Annotated in this window: 12 protein-coding genes; 3 read left to right on the top strand and 9 right to left on the bottom strand. The window is 63.3% G+C overall.

Annotated features, from left to right (window positions below):
- Positions 1–6: 6 nt before the first annotated feature.
- From ACTJJ6_RS16865 to fes, 3 genes are read right to left on the bottom strand one after another with little or no spacing between them, the layout of a single operon-like run.
- On the bottom strand, positions 7–8,517 hold the full coding sequence (locus ACTJJ6_RS16865; RefSeq protein WP_440802364.1) for an amino acid adenylation domain-containing protein: 8,511 nt from the start codon (positions 8,515–8,517) through the stop codon (positions 7–9).
- A gap of 50 nt (positions 8,518–8,567) precedes the next feature.
- A complete protein-coding gene (locus tag ACTJJ6_RS16860; RefSeq protein WP_033633649.1) occupies positions 8,568–8,792 on the bottom strand; it encodes an MbtH family protein in 225 nt (74 codons plus the stop codon).
- Positions 8,793–8,821: 29 nt separating this feature from the next.
- The gene (gene fes / locus ACTJJ6_RS16855) at positions 8,822–10,129 is read right to left on the bottom strand and encodes an enterochelin esterase (RefSeq protein ID WP_239505747.1); all 1,308 of its coding nucleotides are present in this window, start codon (positions 10,127–10,129) and stop codon (positions 8,822–8,824) included.
- A 200-nt stretch (positions 10,130–10,329) separates the two neighbouring features.
- Here fes and ACTJJ6_RS16850 point away from each other — a divergent pair, with 200 nt between their 5' ends.
- On the top strand, positions 10,330–12,519 hold the full coding sequence (locus ACTJJ6_RS16850; protein ID WP_049299273.1) for a TonB-dependent siderophore receptor: 2,190 nt from the start codon (positions 10,330–10,332) through the stop codon (positions 12,517–12,519).
- Positions 12,520–12,569: 50 nt separating this feature from the next.
- On the opposite strand, the gene ACTJJ6_RS16845 is transcribed toward ACTJJ6_RS16850, so the two are convergent.
- Together ACTJJ6_RS16845 and ACTJJ6_RS16840 are read right to left on the bottom strand one after the other, a co-directional pair.
- Positions 12,570–13,190, bottom strand: a complete 621-nt coding sequence (locus ACTJJ6_RS16845) for a helix-turn-helix transcriptional regulator (protein WP_049299274.1) — start codon at positions 13,188–13,190, stop codon at positions 12,570–12,572.
- Positions 13,191–13,301: 111 nt separating this feature from the next.
- Entirely contained in the window at positions 13,302–14,759 is a 1,458-nt protein-coding gene (locus ACTJJ6_RS16840) for an amino acid permease (RefSeq protein ID WP_033640271.1), read from the bottom strand.
- Between the two features lie 618 nt (positions 14,760–15,377).
- On the opposite strand from ACTJJ6_RS16840, the gene ACTJJ6_RS16835 reads away from it, so the two are divergent.
- On the top strand, positions 15,378–16,652 hold the full coding sequence (locus ACTJJ6_RS16835; protein WP_004937972.1) for a Glu/Leu/Phe/Val family dehydrogenase: 1,275 nt from the start codon (positions 15,378–15,380) through the stop codon (positions 16,650–16,652).
- Positions 16,653–16,691: 39 nt separating this feature from the next.
- Here the strand turns inward: ACTJJ6_RS16835 and ACTJJ6_RS16830 are convergent, their stop codons facing one another.
- Complete coding sequence (locus tag ACTJJ6_RS16830; RefSeq protein ID WP_197834864.1) at positions 16,692–18,230, bottom strand: long-chain-fatty-acid--CoA ligase; 1,539 nt, start codon at positions 18,228–18,230, stop codon at positions 16,692–16,694.
- Between the two features lie 135 nt (positions 18,231–18,365).
- Here ACTJJ6_RS16830 and ACTJJ6_RS16825 point away from each other — a divergent pair, with 135 nt between their 5' ends.
- Positions 18,366–18,935 carry a DJ-1/PfpI family protein gene (locus tag ACTJJ6_RS16825; RefSeq protein ID WP_004937978.1) on the top strand — a complete coding sequence of 190 codons (570 nt, stop codon included), beginning with the start codon at positions 18,366–18,368 and terminating at the stop codon, positions 18,933–18,935.
- Positions 18,936–18,942: 7 nt separating this feature from the next.
- Here the strand turns inward: ACTJJ6_RS16825 and ACTJJ6_RS16820 are convergent, their stop codons facing one another.
- The 3 genes from ACTJJ6_RS16820 to ACTJJ6_RS16810 form a co-directional block, all read right to left on the bottom strand.
- Entirely contained in the window at positions 18,943–19,296 is a 354-nt protein-coding gene (locus ACTJJ6_RS16820) for a DUF1493 family protein (RefSeq protein WP_004937980.1), read from the bottom strand.
- A 155-nt stretch (positions 19,297–19,451) separates the two neighbouring features.
- Positions 19,452–20,894 carry an efflux transporter outer membrane subunit gene (locus ACTJJ6_RS16815; RefSeq protein ID WP_440802371.1) on the bottom strand — a complete coding sequence of 481 codons (1,443 nt, stop codon included), beginning with the start codon at positions 20,892–20,894 and terminating at the stop codon, positions 19,452–19,454.
- Position 20,895: 1 nt separating this feature from the next.
- On the bottom strand, positions 20,896–24,033 hold the full coding sequence (locus ACTJJ6_RS16810; protein ID WP_079449725.1) for an efflux RND transporter permease subunit: 3,138 nt from the start codon (positions 24,031–24,033) through the stop codon (positions 20,896–20,898).

Here is a 24,033-nt window from a genome sequence, read left to right as displayed (position 1 = left end):
GTTGCGTTATACCAACCCGTATTGCCGCGTCAGGAGCGAATGCAACAGCGGCCCGAGCGTCTCCAGAGAGGCCGGCGACAGAATGTCCGCGTGCTCGCAGCTTTGGTGATGACAGATCAGCCCATCCAGATACGGCGCCCACACGGCGTTGATATCCATCTCCGGCGGCAGCGTCCGGTCGGCGACGAACAGCGTCGCCGTGCCGTGGAAACGCCGGCTGCGCGCCTGAGACAGAAGGCGCACCGCGTCGCGGTAGTTGGCGACGATGCTGTCGAACATCGCCGCCTTCTCCGCCATCAGCGCCGGATCGCCATGATCTTCCGCCATAAACTCGGCCTGTTCCTGCGCCACCTCCTTCTGCGCCTCCTCCTCGCTGGGGCCGGTCCAGTCCTGGCCTTCCGGCGGATAGGTATCCAGCATGCCGAGGAACGCCACCTCTTCGCCCTGCTGCTGCAAACGCGCGGCCATCGAGTGCGCCAGCGTGCCGCCGAGCGAATAGCCCAGCAGGTAATAAGGCCCCTGCGGCTGCAGGCGGCGCAGAGTGGCGAGATGACGATCGACCATCTGCTCAATGTCCTCGCAGGTGGCGATGGCGCCATCCGGCCTTGGCGACTGCAGGCCGATGATCGGGTAACTCCCCGGCAGATAACGGCTCAGCCCCGAGTACTGCCAGGCGAAACCGGAAGCCGGGTGCAGACAGAACAGCGCCGGGCCTTGGCCGGCCCGCAGCTGCAGGCACTCGCCGACGCCGCGGCTTTCGGCCGAGTTGGCGGCCTGCGCGTCATCGAGCAGGTGCGCCATCTTCTCCAGGCTGCGGGCGAACATGATTTGCCCGACGCTCAACGGCCGCGGGACGCGCCGCCGCAGCTCCGCCGCCAAACGCATCGCCAGCAGCGAGTGGCCGCCCAACGCGAAGAAGTCGTCGTCGGCATACACCGTCTCGCGCCCCAGCAGTTCCCCGAACAGCGCCGCCAGCAGGCGTTCGCTGTCGCTGTGCGGCGCGCGGCCGCTCTGCGGGTTCAACTGCGGCCGCGGCAACGCCTTGCGATCCAGCTTGCCGCTGGCGCTGAGCGGGAAGCTGTCGGTCATGACATAGCTGACCGGCATCATATGCGCCGGCAAACGCGCCTCCAGCGCCTGATGCAGCGCGCCGGTATCCAGCGTCACGCCCGGTTGGGCGATCAGCCAGGCGACCAACTGGCGCATATCGGCGCCGCCCAGCCCCGTCGCGCCCTCGCTTAATTCGATGGCGTGCACCGCCGCTTGCGCTACCCCCGGCTGCGCCAGCAGCGCCTGTTCGATTTCGCCCAGCTCGATGCGCTGGCCGCGGATCTTCAGCTGATCGTCGCTGCGGCCCAAATACTCGACGCTGCCGTCCTCCAGCCAGCGAGCGATATCGCCGGTGCGATACATGCGCGCGCCGTTGCCGGCGGGATCGGCGACAAACCGCTGCGCCGTCAACTCCGGCCGATGCAGATAGCCGTCGGCCAGCTGAATGCCGCGCAGGTAGAGATCGCCGGCGCAGCCGACGGGCACCGGCCGCAGCATGGCGTCGAGAATGCTCAGTTGGGTGTTCCAGACAGGTTTGCCGATCGGCACGCCGGCGCCGTTCACCGCCGCCAATGCCTCGCCGGACGCCGGCTGATAGGTAACATCGACCGCCGCCTCCGTCGGGCCATACAGGTTGTGCAGCGGCGCGGCGACCAACGCCTGATAGCGGGAAGCCAGTTCGCACGACAGCGCTTCGCCGCTGCAGAACACGCGTTTCAGGCTGGCGGCGGCGCGCCGTGGCGCCCGCTCGTTCAAGGCCTCCACCCAGATAGCCAACATGGACGGAACGAAATGCAGCGTGGTCACGCCATAGTCGTCGATCAAGGTCGTCAGCGCCTGCGGATCGCGGTGCGCCTCCGGCGGCGCCATCACCAGGCGCGCGCCGACCATCAGCGGCCAGAAGAACTCCCAGACGGAAACGTCGAAGCTGCACGGCGTTTTCTGCAGGACCACGTCCTGCGCATCGAGCGCATACTCGTGCTGCATCCAGAACAGGCGGTTGACGATCGCCCGGTGGTTCACCACCACGCCTTTCGGCCGCCCGGTAGAGCCTGAGGTATACAGCACGTAGGCGGGATGATCGCCGCTCCCCGCCGGTGGGCGCGGCGCCGGTTCGCGCCCGCTGTCGTCCAGCGCATCGAACCGCAGCGTTGGCGCCAGCGCTGCGAAGCGGGCATCCAACGCGCTCTCGGTAACGATCAGCCGTGGTTTGGCGTCCTCCACCATGTAGGCCAGCCGCTCGTCCGGATAGCCGGTATCCAGCGGCAGCCAGGCGGCACCGGTCTGCACAATCGCCGTCAGCGCCAGGCTGAGGCGCACCGAACGCGGCAACGCCACCGCGACGATATCGCCCGGCTGAATGCCGGCCGCCGTCAGCCGTTCGGCCAACAGCGCGGCCTGGCGCTGCATGTCACGGTAGCTGAGGCTGTGCCCGGCGTCCTGCAGCGCGATGCGTTCCGGCGTGCGCCGCGCTTGCTCGGCGATCGCCTGATGCAAGGTGGTGTCCGCCACCGCCTGCCCGGTGCGGTTGACCGCCGCGACCAGCGCCTGCTCCTGCGGCGTTTGCAATTGCCAGCGCGGCAGCGGCAGATCCGGCTGCGCTATCCATTGTTGCAGCAGCGCCATCAGCCGTGCGGCGAAGCGTTCAGGCTGCGGCACCGAATCGCGGTACTCCATCAGCAGACGCAGGCGCTCGCCCGGCAGCACCAGCAGCGTCAGCGGATAGTGGGTATAGCCTTTGTTACGGATGGCATCGCAGCGCAAGGAACCTGCGCCGCCAAGCAAGGCGTCGTTGTCCGGGTAGTTTTCCACCACCAACAGCGTGTCGAACAGCGTGCCCGCCCCGGCCAGATGCTGGATCTCTCCCAAGCCCAAGTCGTCGTGCTCCAGCAGTTCAATCTGCCGATGCTGCAGTTCGGTCAGTTGATCCGTCAACGAACGGTCATGCTGCAGACGAACCCGCACCGGCAGCGTGTTGCTGAACAGGCCAACGTGTTCCTCAATCCCTTCTATCTGGCCAAAGCGGCCGGAAACCGGCGAGCCGAACACCACGTCCTGCTGGCCGCAACAGCTGGCCAGCTGCAGCGCCCAGATGCCCTGCATCAGGGTATTGAGCGTCAGCCCGCGTTCGCGGCACAGGGTCAGCAAGCGCCTTTCCTCGGCCGGCGGCAGCGTCATTTCCAGCTCATGCACGCGATCGTTATGCGATTCACCGAACAACAACGTCGGGCGCACATCCTGCAGCGTCTCACGCCAGAGGCGGCGCGAGGCGTCGGCATCCCGAGCGGTCAGGCGGCGCACGATATCGGCGTAGTTCGAGCGCAGCGGCGGCAACGCCTGCTCGCCTTCACGCAGGGCCAGCATCAGATCGTTGAGCACCACCGGCGTCGACCAGCCGTCGACAATCAGATGGTGCGCGTTAAGGAACAGCGTGTAGCGTTCGCTATCGCCGTGTTTGATCCGCAGCGCATGCAGCATCGCGCCCGGCTGATTAAACAGATCGCGCCGCAACTCTTCCTGTTCCAGTTCATGCAGCGCCTGCGCTTCTTGCTCTTCGGACTGCGGCGGCAGCTTACGACTGTCCAGCGGCCAATGGCTTTCCTGCGGTATCAGCTGCAGCGGTTCCCCCTCGCGGTTGAACCGGGCGGCCAGCTGCGGATGGCGGCGGATCACCGCATTCAGCGCCTGCTGGAGTTGATGTTCGTCCAGCTCGCCGCAGAGGCTCAGGCGCGTCAGCGAGTTATAGCTGCCGCCCTGCTGCGCCGTCTGCGCATGGAACAGCAGGCCGTGCTGCAACGGCAACAGCGGCAGCGCCGCGGCCAACGGCCCGCACTCTTGCTCCCAGGCGCGCACCGTCTCATCGTCAACGTTCGGCTGGGCGATCTCGGCCGCCACCAACGTTGCCGCCGCGCGTTCGGGATGACGCTCGGCAAACTCGCACAGTGAACGCACCGCTTGCTCGATGCCGCTGTGCAGCTGCGCAATGTCGCTCTCGCTGAACATCGCCTCCAGCCAGCTCCAGTTGATCGCCAGGCAGGCGCCGTCGCGCCGCTCTTCGACAAAGATATTCACCTCCAGGCCATACGACAGCGCCTGCTGCGCATCCTGCGCCACGGCGAAGGCGTCGCGGAAGCGGGTTTGGCTGCGTTGCGGCGTCCAGTGCCCCTCATCCTGGCTGAAACGCCCGAGGTAGTTGAACAAGATCTCCGGCGCATTGCGCTGCGCCAGCGCCGCCAGTTCGTCACGCCGCGGGTGCAGATAACGCAGCTGGCCATAACCGACGCCGCGATCGGTCACCGCTCGCGTCGCCCGTTTCACCGCGCGCACGGCCTCATTGTGCTCAGCGTCATGCAGTTCGATGCGCAGCGGATACTCCGCCGTCAGCCAGCCGACGGTGCGGGCCAGATCGAGGCCGTCGTCCAGTTCGGCGCGGCCGTGCGACTCCAGAGAGAAACGCAGCGAAGCGGCCTGGAAACGCTGGCGGCAGGCCTGAGCCAACACGCACAGCATGATCTCTTCAACCTGGGCGCGGTATCCCTGCGGCAATGCGCCGAGCAGCGCGGCGGTCAGCCGGCTGTCGAGCAGCGTGCGTTTTTCCGATACGTCGCCCGTGCGATCGTTCAGCGGATCCAACGCTCGCCGCCCCAAACGCGGTGCGCCGTCCGCCAGCATCCGCCGCCAGAACGGCAGCTCGGTTTCCCGGCGTTCAGCGTCGGCTCGTAGGCGTGCAGACCACTCATAGAGCGAGGTTTCTTCCGGCGGCAATGTGATCGGCTGCCCCTGCATGGCGCTGTCGGCCACCTGCCGCAGTTCGTCGAGCAGGATGCGCCAGGAAACGCCGTCGACCACCAGGTGATGGATCGCCAGCACCAGCCCCAGGCTCTGCCCGTCGCGCTGCAAGAGGATCGCCTGCATCATGGCACCGGCTGCCGGATCGAGATGGTCAAGCGCGGCATCAAACGCCTGTTCCGCCGCTGATTCCAGCTCACCGGACACGGTATCAACCTGCATCAGCTCACCGGCGGCGGCGGTTTCAACCACCAACTGACCGTCGCGGATCCGCGCGCCCAGCGCCGGGTGCGCCGCACGCAACTGCTCCAATGCATAATGCAGCTGTTGTGGCTGCAGCTCGGCTGGTACGCGCAGGAAAACGCCGTGCGCGAAGCGGCGATGCATATCGCCCGTCTCGGCAAACCAGTGCAGGATCGGCAGCCCGTCGATCGGGCCTTGCTGTACGCTGCGTGCGACCTGAGAGCCAACTACCAGCGGCTGCATCGCCTGCGCCATGCGCGCGGGGGTGTGCAGCGCGAAGATCTCGCGCGGCCGCAGCAGATAGCCTTTGCGCCGCAGGGCGGTGCCCAGCCCCATCGCCGAGATGCTGTCGCCGCCGAGCGCGAAGAAATCGTCGTCGGCGCCGACGCGATCCATCCCCAACAGCTGCGCCATGGCGTGGCAAATCAGCCTTTCCTGCTCGGTGGCCGGTTCACGAATGCTTTGCGCCAGCGTCTCCTGCGGTTTGGGCAACGCCTGACGATCAATCTTGCCGTTGACGTTGAGCGGCAGCTCCGGCATCACCACCAGGATCGCCGGCACCATATAATCCGGCAGACGCTGCGCCAGTTGCCCCAGCAGTTCGCTTTGCAGCGTGGGTGAGGCGCGCCGCGCGTCATTCTGCACCGAGCAATAACCGATCAGGCGATAGGTGGCGCCGATCGGCTCGGCGATCGCTACCGCCCGCCCCACGTCCGGCAAGGCGGCCAAGGCGCTTTCCACCTCACCCAGCTCGACGCGGAAGCCGCGCACCTTGATTTGGTGATCGGTCCGGCCAATGAACACCAGCTGGCCCTCCGCGCTCCAGCGCATCAGATCGCCGCTGCGGTACATCACCTCGCCCTCGACAAACGGATTGGCGACAAAGCGCGCCGCCGTCAGATCCGGGCGCCGCAGGTAACCGCGCGCGATGCCTTTGCCGGAAATGTACAGCTCGCCCGCCGCGCCGATCGGCACCGGCTGCAGGCGGCCGTCGAGCAGCCAGACTTCGGTATTGGCGAGAGGACGGCCAATCACCGGCTGTTCGGCGGCCGTGACCGGCGCGCCGAGGGTATCGACGGTGTATTCGGACGGGCCGTAATAGTTGTGGATCTCCACCTCCGGATGCTGCTGCATCAGGTTCCACAGCGTCGGCGTCGCCGCCTCGCCGCCGATCATCACGAACGCCGGCAGCGGGAACTGCCCTTTCAGCAGGCCGCAGTCCACCAGTTGCGAGAAGAACGACGGCGTGATGTCCAGCAGATCGATCGGCGTCTGCTGGGTTTGTTCCAGAAGCGCCCAGGGGTCGCGGCGCAGCTCCTCATCGAAGATGACCAGTTCGCTGCCCATCATCATGCAGAACAGCGGTTCCCAGGAGGAGTCGAAAGAGAACGAAGCGGTATGGCCGGCGCGCAGGCGGCGCGCATGGCGAGCCTGGAATTTTTCGATCGCCGGGCCAAACAGCGAGGCCTGATGCGACAGGAACAGGTTCAGCAGCCCGCGGTGCGTGGACATCACGCCTTTGGGTTTGCCGGTCGAACCGGAGGTGTAAATCATATAGGCCAGATGCGCCTCGTTCAGCGGCGCACGCCGTTCGGCATCCGTTATCGGCGCAGCTTCGGCGGCCGCGCAGCGCGCCAGGCACGCTGCGTCGTCCAGGCACAATACCTGTGGCAGATCCGGCATATTGGCCTGCGTAGCGCGGTGGGTCAGCAACATCGCCGGCCGCGCGTCGTCGCACATCAGCGCCAGGCGTTCACGCGGGTAATCCAGATCGAGCGGCATATAGGCCGCGCCGCTGGCCAACACGCCGAACAGCGCGACCAGCGTGTCCACCGAGCGCGGAATGCCGATGGCGACCACGTCTTCCGCGCCGATGCCGCTTTCGATCAGCACTCGCCCCAGCTGCATCACCCGTTCGGAGAGCTGACGGTAGCTGAGGCGCACATCGCCGCAGGCCACCGCCAGCGCCTCGGGCTGCCGCTCAACCTGGCGCTGAAACGCATCCATGATTGACACCATGCCCGCCGGCGGTGTCAGATGCGCGCCGCGCCCCCAGGCCGCGAGCTGTTTTAACTCCCCTTCGCCGATCAACGCCAGTTGACCGTTCGGCTGGTGCGGCTGCCGCGCCAGTTGCTGCAGCCAATGGCCGATGCGCTCCGCGTGGTGATGCAAGGTGCGCGGCGAGTATTTGGCCGGGTTGGCGACCAACGACAGCGTCAGCACGCCGTTGCGAAAGCCGATCTCAAACTCCAGGTCATCGACCGGCCCCATCGCCAGCGTATGGGTAACGGCCGCCTGGCCGTCGAAGGACAAGGCGCTGTGGTAGACCTTGACGTTGATCACCGGGCCGTACAGTTCCTGATGGCCGCCGACCAGGCCGAGATCGCGTTTGATCTGCTCCGCTTCATAGCGTTGATGGCGGCGCGCCTGTTTGATTTGCGCCACGGTCGCCTGGCAGACGTCCGCCAGCGACATATCCGGCGTCACATTCAGCAGCAGCGGCAGCACGTTAACCACCGGGCCGACCGCCGCCAGCGCCTGGGAGCCCATACGGCGCATGAAAGGAAAACCGAGTGAAAAACGGGTTTCGCCGCTCATGCGCGCCAGATACATCGCCAGCGCCGCTGTGACGATATCGGCCGGTTGCAGCGACTGCAGCGCGCCATCGCGCAGCGCTTCGTCAAACAGCGATTCCGGCAGCACCAGCGCCTGTTTGAGCGGCCGGGCACCCGGTTCAACCTCCCGACTCTCCGTCGATAACGACAGCGGCGACGGCAAATCGCGCAGATGCTGTTGCCAGAACTCGGCCGCCCGCCGGCGCGCCGGCGACGTTTGCCATTGCTCAAACTCTTCCACCACCTTGCCGAACGGGGTAAACGGCGATGCCGCCGGCGACAGCCCGTGACGCAGCGCGCGATAGATATCGGCGATCCGGCGGGTGATGGCCTCGAAGCTGAAGCCGTCCAGGGTCAGATGATGAAAGCGCTGGTACCAGAACCAGCGATCGGCGCTGACGCGGATCACCGCATGGCGATAGAGCGGCCGTTCGCCGTCCGCCGGCAGATCCTGCGCCAGATCGTCGTTCATCAGCGCCAGCGCCGCCTGCTCGGCGTCCGGCCGCGCGCTGAAATCGAACCACTCCGGCGCCTGCACGCGTGCGGGATCGGCTATCAACGGTAAACGCTGCACCGGCTGGCCGTCCTGCGCCTCAAAGAATCGCGCCTGAACCGTATCCGCTTCGGCCAGCCCTTGACGGATCGCGCGCTCCAGCGCCGAACGATCGATAGCGCCGTGCAGTTCGGTGTAGTGCGCCACGGCGAAGCTGTTGCGGCGCAGCGCGATTTGGTCGGCGATCCAGATCCCCGGTTGCGCAGCAACCAGCGGATAATCCCGATACTCGACCTGAGTATCCGGTAAAGAAAGCGTTTCTGACATGGTGTCTGTCCTTTCCCTCAAACGGAATATATCGATTGACTGCCAGGCGCTTAACGCGCCGCATCCGTCGCTTTCAGCGCCGCCGGCCGCATGTCCTGCCAGTGCGTTTCGATGTAGTCGATGCACTCGCCGCGCGACGCCGGCCCCATCAGCACGCGCCACCCCTGCGGCGTATCGGCAAACTGCGGCCACAGCGAATACTGCTGCTGCGCGTTGACCAGCACGGAGAAACGGAGGCTTTCGTCATCGAACGGGTTTTGTTGTTCCTGAGTCATTTTCATTACCTGTCTGTCAAAATGTGGGATTACTTCATTGCGGAAAGCAGCCGGCGCACGCCGTCCACCAAGCCGCCGCGCCAGCAGAGCGCGTCATGTCCGCCGGAATACACGCGGTAGTCGGCGCGGTGCCCGGCCGCCGTCAGCGCCTGGTGCATCTGGCGATTGACGAATTCGATGTCCGCCTCGCGATCGCCGGCCTGTTGGATCACGGTGAGCTTGGGTGCCGCCGCGTTGCGCTGCCGAACCTGGCGTATCAGCCAGCCTTCCTCCAGTTCGTGGCGTTTTTCGAACTGGGTAACAAATTGCACTGTAGGCCACCAGAAAGAGCCGGACTGGCTCAGCACGTGGCCGAAGCGCTCTGGCCAGTGCAAACCGGCGTATAACGCCGCCAGCCCGCCGTAGCTCTGGCCGGCGACCACGGTGCGCGCCCCAGTCTCGCTGAACGCTTCGCGGCGCTGCGCCTGCGGCAGCAGTTCGTCGATCACCGCCTGCCAGAAGACGGCGTTGCAGGGCAGCTCGTTTTCCCGGTGTTCGCCATCGATCGCATCGATCAGCAACCAGCACGCGGGCGGCAACTGCCCTTTTGCGGTCTCGTTCTCAATCACCGGCAGCAGCGCATGCCTTTCGATCCAGTTTTGGCCGTCGAGCAGCAGCACCAGCGGGCGGTTCGCTTTCACCGCCGCGTCGCCGCTGGCATACAGCCAAACGCGCCGCTGGTTACCCAGCCGTTCGCTGCGCCACTGAAATAGCTGTAGCCGCGCCTCATCCAGCGGCCGATCGGCGGCCTGCCAGGCGCTTTGATCGTCGGCATCCGGCCCTTGCGCCAGGGATACGGGCCGCGGGCGATGAGACGGCCCCAGCGAGAGGCGATTCAGAGGATCGGCGATCGCCAACGGGAACAGCGATACCCACCAGGCACGCTGCTGGCGGTCGCGTAACGTTTCGTCGTCGCTGAAGACGGGGGGGAGGTCTCGCTCGGTAATGGGGATCAGGCTGTAGCTGCCGCGCCAGCGGCGATCGATAACGGCCGAGCCGTACCAAACGTCGGTGCCGGGGAGCCGAGTCAGGCTGCTGGGGGACGTGCTGTGGTGATCGGTAATGCCGTTGATATCGGCGTAAACGCGGCATATCGGCGAGTGCCGTTCATCGCCGGCGGGGTCGCGCCATAGCCAGGTCATTTTGACGTGGCGTTCGTCGAGCGCGTCGACGATGGGCGTGCCCTGCGCGGCAACCTTTTGCCACCACGCGGATTGCCCTGCCGCCTCTTCACGCAGCCATTGCGCCGCCAATCCCTCAAGGTCGTTTCCTGGCCTCTTTTCCGGCAAAAACTCCATAGCGCCTCTTACATAACATGAGTGATTTTTACAAAACCTGACAATCGTATTGATACTCATTATCATTTTCAATACTATTTGTCGGATTTTTACCGTCGTGCACATACGGCGTCTCCGCGTCGACGGGTGAATACCGCTCGCCGATATTTCGGGGTTTATCAGGGTGGCATAACACACAACGCAGGTATGCAGGAGAGATAATGAAGATTAAAAACAAAGGGATAGCTAACGGGAATGCGGAGGCGATGTCCGCCAGGCGTCTGTTGCTGGGATCGGCGCTGGCGTTATTGCCCTTGGCGCAACACGCGTCTGCGGCAGCGGACGAAACGATTTTGGTGACCGCCGACGCGCAAAATAGCGTGACCGCGCCGGTCAAAGGGATCGTCGCCAAAGAGAGCGCCGCCGGCACCAAGACCGCCGCCTCTCTGCGCAAGACGCCGCAGTCCATCTCGGTGGTCACGCGCGAGCAAATGAACGACCAGGAGCCGGCGTCGGTCGCCGACGCGCTGAACTACACCAGCGGGGTGATCACCACCTACCGCGGCAACTCCAACCGCAATGACGAAGTGATCAGCCGCGGCTTCCGCTATGCGCCCAAACTGCTCGACGGTCTGCACTTTGGCCTCTCGAGCCAAAATGGCGGTGCCGGGCAGATCGACCCCTGGCTGCTGGAGCGCGTGGAGATGGTGCACGGCCCGGCCGGGGTGCTGTACGGCCAGGTCAGCCCCGGCGGCGTGGTGGTGATGACCAGTAAACGCCCTACCGCCCAGAGCATTCACGAAGTCAAATTCAGCACCGGCAACCGCCATCTGGCGGAAACGGCGTTCGATTTCGGCGGCAAACTCAACGACGACAACACCCTGTTCTATCGCCTGAACGGTATCGCCAGAACCGAGCACGAGTTCGTCAAAGACAGCAAGCAGCAACGGGTGGCCATCGCGCCGGCCTTCACCTGGCTGCCGAACGAAGACACCAGCTTTACGCTGCTGACCAGCTACCAGAACGATCCGAAAGCCGGGTCGCGCAACTTCCTGCCGCGCGCCGGCACGCTGTTCCCGACCAGCGCGGGCTACGTGCCCTATGACTTCAACGTCAGCGAACCCAGCTTCAACAAGTCGCGGCGCGAGCAGGCGTCGATCGGCTACAGCCTCGAGCACAACTTCAGCGATGCGCTGTCGTTTACCCAGAACCTGCGCTTCACCCACCGCGATGAAGACTATAAGTATCTGGTTTATAACGTAAACTCGAAGATCAACGACCACACCGTCACCCGCATGGCGCAGCATGAAACGCAGATGACCAACGAGTTTGGCGTGGATAACCAGCTGAAGGGCCTGTTCGATACCGGCGAAGTGAAACACACCGTGCTGGGCGGGCTGGATTACCGCTACAGCCATAGCGATTATAAAATGTATCGCGATCGCGGCAACGATTACCCGATCGACTGGGCCAACCCGGTTCGCCCCAGCATCGATGGCAGCACGCTGGCGCTGGCTTCCAGCGACTTGAAGACGCTGAATCAGATCGGGGTGTATCTGCAGGACCAACTGGAGTGGAATAACTGGAACCTGCTGCTGTCCGGCCGTCAGGACTGGTCACAGGTCAACACCCGCGATCGCACCAGCGGCGGAAAGGAACAGACCTACAACGATGCCCAGTTCACCGGCCGCGCGGGCCTGCTCTACGCTTTCGACAACGGCATTTCGCCGTATGTCAGCTACAGCACCTCGTTCGATCCTAACCTGTACCCAAGCGCGCCGGGCGCCGATCCGCTCAAGCCGACCACCGGCAAACAAACCGAGGTGGGCGTGAAGTACCAGATCCCGGGCGGCAATACCCTGCTGACCCTCTCCTGGTTCGACATTACCCAGCGCAATGTGGCGTCTTACAACCGTCTCACCTCCGCCTATGAGCAGATCGGGGAGGTGAAATCCAAAGGGATTGAGGCGGAAGTGCACGCCCAACCAACGCCGGAGATCAAGCTGACCGCCGCCTATACCTACACCGACGTCGTGACCAAAGACTCCAACTCGGCGGACGAAATCGGCCACAGCCCGGCGGGCATCCCGCGCCACGCGGCATCCGCCTGGGGCAGTTACAGCTTCCTGAGCGGCGCGCTGAACGGCCTGACCGTCGGCAGCGGCGTGCGTTACATCGGCGATGCGCCGGCCGACGCCACCGGCCAGTACGACGTGCCGCACTACACGCTGTACGACGCCATGGTGAAATATGACCTCGGCCAGGCTTCGTCGGCGCTGCGTGGCGCGGCGCTCCAGCTCAACGTGCAGAACCTGACGGACAAGAAATACGTCTCATCCTGCAGCGGCGAGTACGCCTGCTTCTACGGCAGCGGCCGCAGCATCATCGCTTCGGTCAACTACCGCTGGTAACGACAAGGGGCGGCCATCGCCGCCCCTTTCTTCCGCCTTTCCCGCCGCCTTTACTCCTGTTTCAATTCCCGCAAGTGCTTGTACACCGTGGCGCGCCCCATCGACAGCACGTTGGCGATGTAGTCCGCGGCGCTTTTGGCCTTGAACGCGCCCTGATGATAGAGATCGCTGACCAGCCGCCGTTTCTGTTCGCGGCTCAGCGCGCCGAGCGCGGCGTTTTCGCGGCGCAGCCAGTCATGCAGAAAGGTATTGATCTTCTCCTGCCAGTCGTCTTTGAACAGCTCTTGTGGCTGTGGTTGCAGCCGCGTGACCGACAGGAACATGTCCAGCGCGTTGCGGGCGTCCTCGAACATCGCGGTGCTCAGGTTGATGCACAGCAGATAGCTGGGCTTGCCCTGCTCGTCGCGTGCGGCAATGCTCACCGAACGCATCTTTTTGCCGTCCCAGTTCAGCTTCTCATAGGGGCCGCTCACGCCGGCGCCGCCATCGAGCTCGAAGTCTTCCAGCCCGGCGTCGTCGCCCGGTTTACGCTTTGACAGGTTGTTCGCCAGATAGGCAATCTTGTTGGTGGCCAGATCGTGGATCACCACTTCCGCATTCGGGAAAAACAGCGCCGCGATGCCGTCAGCGACCGAGCGCAAAAGTTCGAGTTGAGAAGAAGAGTTCGGCACGCTGGGGTATCTCCGTATGGCCCGGTTTGGTTGGCTGTTCAGCTGCTTAGCATACCGCAGTTGCCGCCGCTTGCCGAGTGGAGCGGCGGCAAGCGGCGCATCCTTCGCCGGTTATTCCGCCTCGGCGCCACGCCGATAAAACACGTAGCTCTCGCGCGCCACGCTGTCGCGGACCCGATAACGCCAGATCAGGCCGAGCGTGGTAAACCACAGCGGCATGCTGCACAACGCGATCAGCGTATCGCTATCGAACACCATCAGCACCAGCGTAAAGGCGAAGAATGCCAGCGTCAGCCAGGCCATCGCTACCCCGCCCGGCATTTTGAAGTGCGAAGCGGCGTGCAGATCCGGCCGCTTCTGGCGATACACCAGGTAGGCGACCAAAATCATGCCCCAGCTGTAAACCACCAGGATCGCCGCCACGGTAGAGACGATGGTGAACAACGTCATGACGTTCGGCACCAGTACCAGCAGCAAGGTGCCGGCCACCATGCAGAAGCAGGAAAACAGCAGGCTGCGGATCGGAATGGCCGTGGTGCGAGACAGAATGCGGAACTGACCGTGGGCATGCTTTTCCATCGACAGGCTGTACAGCATGCGGGTGCTGGAATACACCCCGCTGTTAGCCGAGGACATCGCCGAAGTCAGCACCACGAAGTTGATCACCGCGGCGGCGGCCGGCAGTCCCGCCCGATCGAACAGCATCACGAACGGGCTGCTGTCCGGCGAAATGTGGCTCCATGAGGTGACGGCGATAATGGTCAGCATCGAGCACACGTAGAAGACGATGATGCGCGCCGGGATCGCGTTGATCGCCTTCGGCAGCACCTTCTCGGGGTTTTTGGTCTCCGCCGACATCGTGCCCAGCAGCTCGATGCCGGTGCAGGAGAAAATGGCGATCTGGAAACCGGCGAAAAAGCCGAAGATGCCGTGCGGCATGAAAATGGCGGGATCGGTGACGTTATGCAGCGAAGCGGTCACGCCGTCCGGCGAAGTCCAGCCGCTGAACACCATCCAGGCGCCGGTGGCGATCAACGCGACGATCGCCACCACCTTGATCATCGCGAACCAGAATTCGGCCTCGCCGAACATCTTGACCGACAGCATGTTGAACAGACACAGAAACCCCAGCGTCAGCAGCGCCGGCAACCAGGGCGAGACGTCTGGCAGCCAATATTGCACGTAGCCGCCGCACACCACCACGTCGGCAATGCAGGTCACGACCCAGCTCAGCCAGTAGGACCAGCCGAGAAAAAAGCTGGCGCGCGGCCCCAGGTATTCGGAGACAAAATCGGCGAATGAGCGGTAATCGAGCCGCGTGAGCAGCAGTTCCCCCATCGCCCTCATGACCATGAACATGAAAAAGCCGACGATGGCGTAAGTCAGTACGATGGAGGTGCCCGATAGCGCGAGGGTTTTCCCGGCGCCCATAAACAGCCCGGTGCCGATGGCGCCGCCGATCGAAATCAGTTGAATGTGGCGCGCGCTCAGCCCGCGCTGCAAAGTTTGGGCACAGTGAGGCCCCTCGGCTGAACCTGGGCTCAGCCGATCGCAGTGGTTTTTTGTCATGGTGTTACCTGTCCGTCGTTAAGGCGATTAAGCAACCGATGCGCGGTTGCAGCAGGAATGAAACGCCCGCGGGCGCTCTAACCGGCAAAAAATTGAGACCAAACGCTGCCCGCCCCGTTGTGACAGGGAGGTAATAATAATGGGTACCAAGAAAATGCTCTCGTGAGCCGTCGTATCGCCCACGGTTGGCGTACAAAGCCTGAGCGTGGTGGGTAAACACTACAATATCAAATGGTTATACTTTCCCTTGTGCAACAAAAAAACGACGCCGGAGCCGTTTTAACATTAATTTAACTCTGGCGAGGGGAAATGCCATTGTCAACATGGCAGTTAAATAAAATGAAACTTTTTGATCACATTCAAGCTTCTGAAAAATAGATAAAAAGGGTTTTTATGCGCTTTATATGCATAAATTATGCATGTGATCGCTCACCGTCGACAAAAAGTAATTAACTATTCATTTACCGCTCTGCAGGCGGCGAAAAAGCGTCCGCTGGCCCGATGAGAGGGGGGCTAACAACCGGCATAATTAGTGGTAAATTTAGCGTCGCAAAGTGTTATGCGCTTGCTAATCCACGGTTAAACGAAATAAATACCTCTAATATATAAAGGTTGGTTATGGAAAAGCTATCCTACGCTTCAGACAGCAGCACCACCGCTTGGGCTACATATCTGCAACAAATCGATCGCGTCGCCCCTTACCTCGGCGACCTGTCACGCTGGGTTGATACGCTGCGTCACCCTAAGCGCGCTTTGATTGTCGATATCCCGCTGCAGATGGACGATGGCACCATCCGTCACTTCGAAGGTTTCCGCGTACAACACAACCTGTCGCGTGGGCCGGGCAAAGGCGGCATCCGCTTCCACCCTGACGTCGATCTGAACGAAGTGATGGCCCTGTCCGCCTGGATGACCATCAAGTGTGCCGCGGTCAACCTGCCGTACGGCGGCGCCAAGGGCGGCATCCGCGTCGACCCGTTCAAACTGTCTGAAGGTGAACTGGAGCGACTGACCCGCCGCTACACCAGTGAAATCGGCTTCATCATCGGGCCACAGAAAGACATTCCTGCGCCGGACGTCGGCACCAACGCCAAAGTGATGGCCTGGATGATGGACACCTACTCCATGAACCACGGCACCACCATCACCGGCGTGGTCACCGGCAAACCCATCCACCTCGGCGGCTCCCTGGGCCGTGAGAAAGCGACCGGCCGCGGCGTGTTCGTCACCGGCAGCGAAGTGGCCAAGCGTCTGGGCGTGCAGATCGAAGGCGCCAAAGTGGCGGTACAAGGCTTCGGTAACGTGGGCAGCGAAGCGGCCCGTCTGTTCGTCGGCGTCGGCGCGCGCGTCGTCACCATCCAGGACCACTCCGCTACCCTGTTCAACGCCGACGGCATCGACCTGGCCGCGCTGACCGAATACCAGGCCAAGCACAAGCAGATCGCCGGCTTCCCTGGCGCCAGCGAGATCGAGAGCGAAGCGTTCTGGTCGGTCGACATGGACATCCTGATCCCTGCGGCGCTGGAAGGCCAGATTACCCGCCAGCGCGCCGAAATCCTCAGCGCCAAACTGGTGCTGGAAGGGGCTAACGGCCCAACCTTCCCAGAAGCGGACGACATTCTGCGTTCCCGCAACATCACCGTGGTTCCGGACGTTATCTGTAACGCCGGCGGCGTAACGGTCAGTTACTTCGAGTGGGTGCAGGACATGGCGAGTTACTTCTGGAGCGAGTCCGAGATCAACGAGCGTATGGACAAGATCATGACCGACGCGATGGTCCACGTCTGGAACAAGGCCGCCGAGAAAGAGTGCAGCCTGCGCACCGCCGCTTACATCGTGGCCTGTGAGCGCATCCTGACCGCACGTAAAGAGCGCGGCATCTACCCAGGTTGATACCCGTATTCCGGCCTGCCCCGGCAGGCCGGATTTTCCTCAGCGCAAACAGCGTTTCAACACCTTACCGGTACTGGTCATCGGCAAGCGTTCGACAAACTCGACGATACGCGGATACTTGAACGCCGCCAGCCGCTCCCGGCTCCAGGCGATCAGCGCTTCTTCCTCGATCGGTTCTTCCGTTTCCTTCAATACCACCACCGCTTTGATCTCTTCGCCCAGCGAAGGATGCTCGACACCGATCACCGCCACCAACGACACCGCCGGATGGCGAATCAGCGCCTCTTCAATCTCGCGCGGATAGACGTTGAACCCGCCGCGAATGATCATGTCCTTGGCACGATCGACGATAAAATAGAAGCCGTCGGCGTCGCGGCGCGCCAGATCGCCGGTGCGAAACCAGCCGTTTTCCAGCACCTCCGCCGTCGCTTCGGGACGATTCAGATAGCCTTTCATGATGTTGTAACCGCGCACCGCGATCTCCCCCACCTGATCGACACCGTCGATCGGCTGCCCGGTGACGTCGAGCAAGCGAACCTCCACGCCCCAGATCGGTTGGCCGATGGAGCCGGGTTTGGTCACGCGGTGCGGATGGTTAAAGGTGGCGACCGGACTGGTTTCCGACAGCCCATACCCTTCGAGAATGTTGACGCCGAAGCGGCGCGAGAAATCCTCCAGGATCTGCACCGGGAGGCTGGCGCCGCCGGACACCGCCATACGCAGCGTGCTGCGCAAGCGTTCGATATCCGTGTGCTCATCCAGCGCATTCAACAGCGCCCAATACATGGTCGGCACCCCGGCGAAAAAGGTGATGCCGTGCCGTTGCATCAGCGCGATGGCCTGTGCGGCGTCGAAGCGCGCGACCAGCACCAGGGTGGCGGCGGCGGCAAATCCGGCGTTCATCTGCACCGTCGAACCAAACGTGTGGAACAGCGGCAAGGTTACCAGGTGACGATCGGGATTCGCCTCTGAGCCGTCGAACAGCCGCACCGATCCCAATGCGTTGAGCACCAGATTGGCGTGGGTCAACTCCGCACCCTTGGCCCGGCCGGTGGTGCCGCTGGTATAGAGCACCACCGCCGTGTCGCTTTCGAGCGTCGCGGCAGACGCGAACTCAGTGGACTGTGCGGCTATCGCCTGGCTGAAACGCTCCCCCTCGAGCGGCAGCCGATCGCCGATAATAAACACCTCGCGGCATTGTTCCGCCTTCGCCGCCGCCCGCAGCGCCTCTTCCCCCAACGGCAGAGTGCTGCTGCCTTCGAAACAGAACAGCGCCACCGCCGCCGAATCCGCCAGGTAATAGTCGAATTCGGCGCTTTTAAGCAAAATATTCAGCGGCACCACCACGGCGCCGCTTTTGAGGATGCCGTAGTAGATAGCCGGAAACTCCGGCCGGTTTGTGCAGGCCAGCGCCACCCGTTCACCGGGCTGCACGCCGCGCGCGACCAGCAAATTCGCCACCCGGTTGGCCATTTCATTCAACGCCCGATAGCTGAGCGGGATATCGTCCTGTATCACCGCCGGCCGCTCCGGCCAGGTACGCGCACTCTCTTCAAGCAAGGTTGCCAGATTCAGCATCGGGGATTCTCCCTGGGGTTGAGCGACGAGAAAAGCGCCGCAGTATCACGAGTATAGATAGGCGCTTTGCGGTTCGCATTCCAAGGGGGGCTGGGCTATACCTTAGGCATTCCCCCTCCTGCAGGAGTTGTGATCATGAGCAAGAAAAAGATCCTGATGCTGGTCGGCGACTACGCCGAAGATTACGAAACCATGGTGCCGTTCCAGGCATTGCAGATGATCGGCCATTGGGTGGACGCCGTGTGCCCCGGCAAAGCCGTCGGCGACTATATCCAGACCGCGATCCACGATTTTGACGGCGCGCAGACCTACAGCGAGAAACCCGGCCACCGTTTCACCCTGAACGCCGACTTCGCCGCCGCCAAAGAAGAGCACTACGATGCGCTCTTGATCCCCGGCGGTCGGGCGCCGGAATACCTGCGTCTGAACCCCGACGTGATCGCGCTGGTACAGGCGTTTGACGCCGCGAAAAAACCGATCGCCGCCGTTTGCCACGGTCCGCAGCTGCTGGCGGCGGCCGGAGTGTTGAAAGGCCGCACCTGCAGCGCCTACCCGGCCTGCGCACCGGAGGTGCGGCTCGGCGGCGGTCATTATGCGGAGATCGGCATCGATCAGGCGCACGTCGACGGCAATCTGGTCACCGCCCCGGCCTGGCCGGCGCATCCGCAGTGGCTGGCGAAGTTCGCTGAGGTATTGGAGCAGTAATGCGGCGCTAACGGAGCTGCTCGATCAGAAAATGGATGTCGTACAGCCAGCGTTTGGCGCGCGCGGAGCGCACCAGCATAGACACGCACAGCGGCCGGGTGTGTTCTTTACAGGCGGAGGGGGAAAACCAGCGCCCGGTATTGCTCGGCGGCTGGAAATACAGCTCGTGGTTATAGTTGCCGCTGTCGACGCCGAAGGTGTCGAAGTAGCGGCGCATCAGCGTGTTGGAGTCGCTGAACGACAGATTGAGCACGGTGTTAATCTCGGTTTCCGGGGTGATGGCCACGCCCTTCTGCAGCCGCCCTGATGCGTTGAAGGCGGCGATAAGCGCGATGACCTGTTGCTGAATGTCTTCTGCCATGACGACCTCGAGCCGATATGAAGAAAAAGTGAGTGCAATTACCTGTCTGACTCTGCCCGCCGCGGCGAGTTCGGGCCGCCGCGCGGGTTTTCCGTTTCTTTACACTTTCCATAAAAAGCGCGCGCAGCCAAACGCCCGGCGCGCGCGGTCGAAGGTTAGCGGCTGAGCGTCGTCTTGTCGGCGATGACGCCATCCCCCTGCCGCTCGGCGGCAACCCCGCCGCCCAACACTTTATACAGGGTCGCCTGATTATCGTACGCCGTCTGCTGCGCGGCGATCAGCGACTGCTGCGCCGTATACAGCGTGCGCTGCGCGTCCAGCACGGTCAGATAGCTGTCCACGCCCTGGCGGTAGCGCAGTTCGGCCAGACGATAATATTGCTGCGCCGCCGCCACATAGCCGGTTTGCGCCGCCAGCTGTTCCCGCAGCGTGGCTTTGCGCGCCAGCGCGTCGGCGGTTTCCTGAAATGCCGTCTGCACCGCTTTCTCATAGGTGGCGACATACAGATCTCTCTGCGCTTTGCTGTAGTTCAGTTGCGACGTGTTATAGCCGCCGCTGAAAATCGGCAGGCTGATGCTCGGGGCGAATGACCAAACGCCCGCGCCGTGGCTGAACAGCGACGAGAGTTCACCGCTGCCCACCCCGCCGCTGGCGGTCAGGCTGATCGACGGGAAGAACGCCGCCCGCGCCGAGCCGATATTGGCGTTGGCGGATTTCAGATTATGCTCGGCCTGCAGCACGTCCGGCCGCGTCAGCAGCACCTGCGAAGACACCCCGGCCGGCAGGTCGCGCATGATCCCGCCCAGCGCGTCGATGCCGCCGGGCAGCAGGTTTTCCGGCACGCTTTGCCCCACCGCCAAATCCAGCGCGTTTTTCGCCTGCGCGGCGCTTGTCGCATAGCTGGCGGCGTCCGATCGCGCCTGTTGATAAACGGTCTCCGCCGACGCCACATCAACCAACGATGAAATCCCGTGCTGCTGGTTCTTGCGCGTCACCTCCAGCGACCGTTTGGCGCTTTCCATCGTCTGCTGCGCCACCGCCAGATTGCTGCGCTCGGCCGCCACCGCCACCCAGTCGGTGACGATATCGGCGATCAGCGTCAGGCGGGTGCTTTTCGCCGCCTCCGAGTTCGCCAGGTAAGTTTCGAACGCCGCCCGCGACAGGCTGGCGTTTTTGCCGAACAGATCCAGCTCAAAGGCGCTGACGCCGGCCTGCGCTTCGTAACTCTGGCTGATGGCGGTGGCATTGCCGTTGCCGGTCAGCGAACGCCCGCGACTGCCGTCGGCGGTGGCGTTGATCGTCGGCAACAGCGCCGCGCGTTGCTCACCGTACAGCGCGCGCGCCGACGCGATATTGGCGATCGCCTCGCGCAGATCGCGGCTGCTGCTCAGCCCCATCGCCACCACCTGACGCAACCTGGCGTCCTGCACATAGTCGCGCCAGGCGATGTCCGGGTAGCTCAACGCCTGCTTGCTGGCGGCCTCGCCCTGCGGCAGCGTTGCCGCTATCGGCGCCGTCGGCCGCTGATAATCAGGATCCAGCGAAATACAGCCAGCCAACAGCAGCGGCAAAGTTAACATCATGACTCGTTGCAACACGTTATTCTCCTGCCTGTGGCGGCCGGCTGGCGAAGCGGCGGCTAAACACGCGGCGCACCAGCACATAAAACAGCGGGACGAAAAAGATGGCCAATGCGGTGGCGGTAAGGGTGCCGCCGATAATGCCGGTACCGATGGCGATGCGGCTGTTGGCGCCGGCGCCGCTGGATACCGCCAGCGGCAGAACCCCGGCAGTGAACGCCAGTGAGGTCATCAGGATCGGCCGCAGGCGCATGCGCGCCGCGTGAACCGCCGCGCCAATCAGCGTTTCACCGCGCTGATGCATTTCCTCGGCGAACTCGACGATCAGAATGGCGTTTTTCGCCGACAAACCGACGATGGTGAGCAGCGCCACCTGGAAGTAGATATCGTTCTCCAGCCCGCGCAGCGTGATTGCCAACAGCGAACCCACGATGCCCATCGGCACCACCAACATCACCGCAAACGGAATCGACCAGCTCTCATACAGCGCCGCCAGGCACAGGAACACCACGATGAGCGAAATGGCGTACAGCGACGACGCCTGGCCGCTGGTCAGCCGCTCCTGATAGGAGAGCCCGCTCCAGGAATAGCTGCTGCCGGCGGAGAATTTCGCCGCCAGTTTCTCCATCTCGCTCATCGCCGTGCCGGAACTGACGCCGGCGGCGCCCTGCCCGGTGATCTCGAACGACGACAGCCCGTTATAGCGCGACAGGTTTTCCGGGCCGTAGATCCAGTGTGAGGAAGCAAAAGCGGAGAACGGCGTCATGCTGCTGTCTCCCGCCGCGTTGGTGCCGCGCACAAACCATTTGTCGAGATCTTCCGGCTTGGCGCGATACGCTACGTCACCCTGCATATAGACTTTTTTCACCCGGTTGCGATCGATAAAGTCGTTGACGTAGGTGCTGCCGAACGCGCTGCTGAGCGTGCTGTTGACGTCGCCGGCGCTCAGACCGAGCGCCTGCAGTTTGCCGCTGTCGATCTCCACCTGCAGCTGCGGCGTGTCCGGCAAGGTGTTGGCGCGTACCGCCAACAGCGATGGATTGCCGGCGGCGGCGGCGACGATCTGATCGCGCATCGCCTGCAGCTCGGCGCGGGTGGTCGCCCCTTTGGCCTGCAGTTCGAAGGTGAAGCCGTCGGACTGGCCGAAGCCGTCGATCGCCGGCGGGCTCATGGAGAACACCTGGGCGTCGCGCAGCGAGGCGAAGTGCGCCATGGCGCGTTTGGCGATGGCGTCGGCGGTGTTTTCGCTGCCGCCACGTTGGCTCCAGTCTTTGAGGCTGACGAACGCCATGCCGGCGTTTTGCCCGCTGCCGCTGAAACCGAAGCCGTTGATGGTGAAAATGGTGCTGACGTTGGCCTTTTCCTGCTCAAGGAAATAGGCAGTGACCGCCTCGCTCACCGCCGAGGTGCGGGCGTTGGTGGCGCCGGCCGGCAAGGTGTACTGCACCATCACCGAACCCTGATCCTCATTGGGCAGGAAACCGGTCGGCAAACGCAGATACATCACGGCGGTGGCGATCAGCAGCAGGCCGTACAGCAGCAGATAGCGCGTCGGCCGGTGGATCACCCCGCCGACCTTGTCGGCGTACTTCTCCTGCAGCCGGTTATAACCGCGGTTGAATTTACCCAGCAGCCCTTTGTCGGTCTGTTCTTCATGCGTCGATTTCAGCAATGTGGCGCACAGCGCCGGCGCCAGGGTCAACGCCAGCACGACTGACAGCACCATCGAGGAGACGACGGTGATCGAAAACTGACGGTAGATCACCCCGGTGGAACCGCCGAAGAACGCCATCGGCAGAAACACCGCCGACAGCACCAGCGCGATGCCGACCAGCGCGCCGGTGATCTCGCGCATCGATTTCTCCGTCGCCTCGCGCGGCGGCAGTTTATCTTCACGCATCACGCGTTCGACGTTTTCCACCACCACGATGGCGTCGTCCACCAACAGCCCGATCGCCAACACCATGCCGAACAGCGTCAGGGTATTGATCGAGTAGCCGAACGCCGCCAGCACGCCGAAGGTGCCCAGCAACACCACCGGCACGGTGATGGTCGGGATCAGCGTGGTGCGCAGGTTTTGCAGGAACACGAACATCACCACCACCACCAGGACCACCGCTTCGAACAGCGTTTTCACCACCTCCTCGATCGAGATGTTGATGAAGTCGGTGCTGTCTTTCGGGTAAGCCACCTTATAACCCTGCGGCATCGCGCTTTGGTATTCCGCCACCTTGGCCTTCACCAGCTTGGCGGTGTTGAGGGCGTTGGCCCCCGCCGCCAGCTTGACCGCGATCCCCGCCGCCGGGTGGCCGTTGAGGTGCGCGCTGGCGGAGTAATCTTCGTTGCCCAGCTCAACCCGGGCCACGTCGCCCAGCCGTACCAGCGCGCCGCTGCTGTCGCTTTTCAGGATGATATTGCGAAACTGTTCCGGCGTTTGCAGCCGCGACTGCGCCTTCACCGTGGCGGTCAGCTGCTGATCGGCGGCGGCCGGCAGATCGCCTACCTTGCCGGCGGACACCTGGGTGTTTTGCGCCTCGATCGCCGTCTGCACGTCGGAAGGCATCAGCGCATAGCTCGCCAGCCTGGTCGGATCCAGCCAGATGCGCATCGCGTATTCCGAACCGAACACCTGCACGTCCCCCACGCCCTCGATGCGCGACAGCGGATCCTGCAGGTTGCTGACCAGATAGTCGGAAATATCGGCCATCGTCGCCTTGTCGTTCTCGTCATACAGCCCGACGATCAGCAGAAAGCTGCTCTGGGATTTCTTGACCGTCACGCCTTGGGCGGTGACCGCGCTCGGCAAGCGGCTTTCCGCCTGCTGAACTTTGTTTTGCACCTGCACCTGCGCGATATCCGGATCGGTGCCCTGATCAAAGGTGACGTCGATGCTGACCGAGCCGCTGGAGCTGCTGGTCGAAGAGAAATACAGCAGGCCATCCAGACCGGTGAGCTGCTGTTCAATCACTTGGGTGACGCTGTTTTCCAGCGTTTCCGCGTCCGCGCCCGGATAAGTGGCGGAGATGGAAATCTGCGGCGGTGACACGTCCGGGTACTGCGAGATGGGCAACGAATTGATCGACATCAGGCCGCACAGCATGATGATGATGGCGATCACCCAGGCGAACACCGGGCGGCGGATAAAGAACTGCGCCAT

Origin of the sequence: Serratia sp. 22278, assembly GCF_052045405.1 — a bacterium.
Classification (GTDB): Bacteria; Pseudomonadota; Gammaproteobacteria; order Enterobacterales; family Enterobacteriaceae; genus Serratia; species Serratia marcescens.
Note: the sequence above shows the minus strand (reverse complement) of the source record. Positions and strands in the feature narration are given on the sequence as shown.